Raw genomic sequence first — 1,855 nt, forward strand, 5'->3', positions numbered from 1 at the left:
TTTGTAAAAAATTTGTGAATTTTTGTGGAATTTAAGGATAGATTCAGTTTAGATTCTATATAATCACATTTCTTTTTTTGATTTATGTCTTTTAAATTGCATTTTTAATTGATATTTATTAAATGTTTATTTGTTCTTTTTATTTTTGTTTAGCTGCCTGTTTTTGTTAAAAAGGGCTTATAGCTCAGGTGGTTAGAGCGCACCCCTGATAAGGGTGAGGTCGGAGGTTCAAGTCCTCCTAAGCCCACCATTTTAGCTTTTGTTTAGAATCTAGATTCTATCATTGCGTGTCTATTGCGAGTGAAAGTGATTTATTATAGAATCTTTTGAAAGTTAAAGTTAGAAAAGGGGAATTAGCTCAGCTGGGAGAGCGCCTGCTTTGCACGCAGGAGGTCAGCGGTTCGATCCCGCTATTCTCCACCATTTGTTCTTTTGAATTTTATTGTTTAAAGTTTAATGCAAGGGTTTTTAGAATCTAGATTCTGTCATTGCGAGTGAAACGAAGCAATCCATATAACAAGTTGTAGATTGCCACGAATTTTCTTGCGAAAATTCTCGCAATGACGATAAATTTTTGCATTAGACTTTAAATTATTTAAACGCGTTTCTGTTTAAAGTTCTAAAAGTTATTTGAAATATCATTGTTAATAGCCTAAATAAAGTAATAGTAAATTAACTACAATTACGCGACATACTTGCTTTATTGAGTGAATCCATTGAGATATAGAATCTAGATTCTATGAGAAATCAGTGAGTTTAGATTCAGTATTGAATGGGTTTATAGCGAGTATTTTGAGGCGATTTTGTGGGTTGTGCAGAAAAAACTGCGGAGACTAGCCTTTTGGCTGTCGCACAAAGTTTTTTCAAACTCCCGCAAAAGCGTCCAAAAGACGAAGCTAGAAATACATTCAATAAGGCGGTATAACCTTAAAATCTTATTCAAAAAGCTTATTAAGGGCAAATGGTGGATGCCTTGGGTGATAGAGGCGATGAAGGACGTACTAAGCTGCGATAAGCTATGGGGAGCTGCTAAGAAGCATTGAGCCATAGATTTCCGAATGGGGCAACCCAACACGCAGAGATGCGTGTTATGTAGGCAACACAGAGTGGAAAATTTAGCAATTTATAGAATGTAAAACAAGATTCTAAAAGCAAGATTCTATAATCTTTAGAATCTAGTTTTTATCCAAAGTTAAGATTCAATGAATTTGTAAATGTTATGGAATCTAGATTCTATAAAAGCAATAAAAGTTTGGAATCTAAAATAGATTCTATAAACGTTTTATACTGAATCTTTGGATGAAAGATAGCGAAACAATTTCGAGTCGATTTTAAGGGTTGTAAGGTTATTGCGAATGAGACGCACTTTGTCGTGCGTCGCAGTGAGCAATGTTCTTACTCCCTTAAAGGCGACCGAAAGTGCGAGCGAACGTTCCATTGTGTGTTGCCTACAAGCGAACCTAGCGAAGTGAAACATCTCAGTAGCTAGAGGAAAAGAAATCAACAGAGATTCTCCTAGTAGCGGCGAGCGAACGGGGAAAAGGGCAAACCGAATGCTTGCATTCGGGGTTTAGGACTGCGACATCCACTTGTATCATTTAGCAGAATTATTTGGAAAACTAAGCTATAAAGGGTGATAGCCCCGTATGCGAAAAATGATACATAGGTAGCAGTATCCAGAGTAGGTCAGGACACGTGAAATCTAGACTGAAGATGGGGAGACCACTCTCCAACCCTAAATACTACTATCACACCGATAGCGAACAAGTACCGTGAGGGAAAGGTGAAAAGAACCGCAGTGAGCGGAGTGAAATAGAACCTGAAACCATTTGCCTACAATCATTCAGAGCCCTAT

2 tRNA genes and 1 rRNA gene are annotated in these 1,855 nt (G+C 37.4%); all 3 read left to right on the plus strand.

The annotated features are described in order from the left end of the window. Window positions 1–173 precede the first annotated feature (173 nt). A tRNA-Ile gene (locus LS64_RS12085) sits at window positions 174–250 on the plus strand. Window positions 251–347: 97 nt separating this feature from the next. After that, a tRNA-Ala gene (locus tag LS64_RS12090) sits at window positions 348–423 on the plus strand. Between the two features lie 518 nt (window positions 424–941). Further along, window positions 942–1,855: ribosomal RNA gene (locus LS64_RS12095) — 23S ribosomal RNA — on the plus strand; the annotation flags it as partial.

Source organism: Helicobacter saguini, assembly GCF_000762875.2.
Lineage (GTDB): Bacteria > Campylobacterota > Campylobacteria > Campylobacterales > Helicobacteraceae > Helicobacter_A > Helicobacter_A saguini.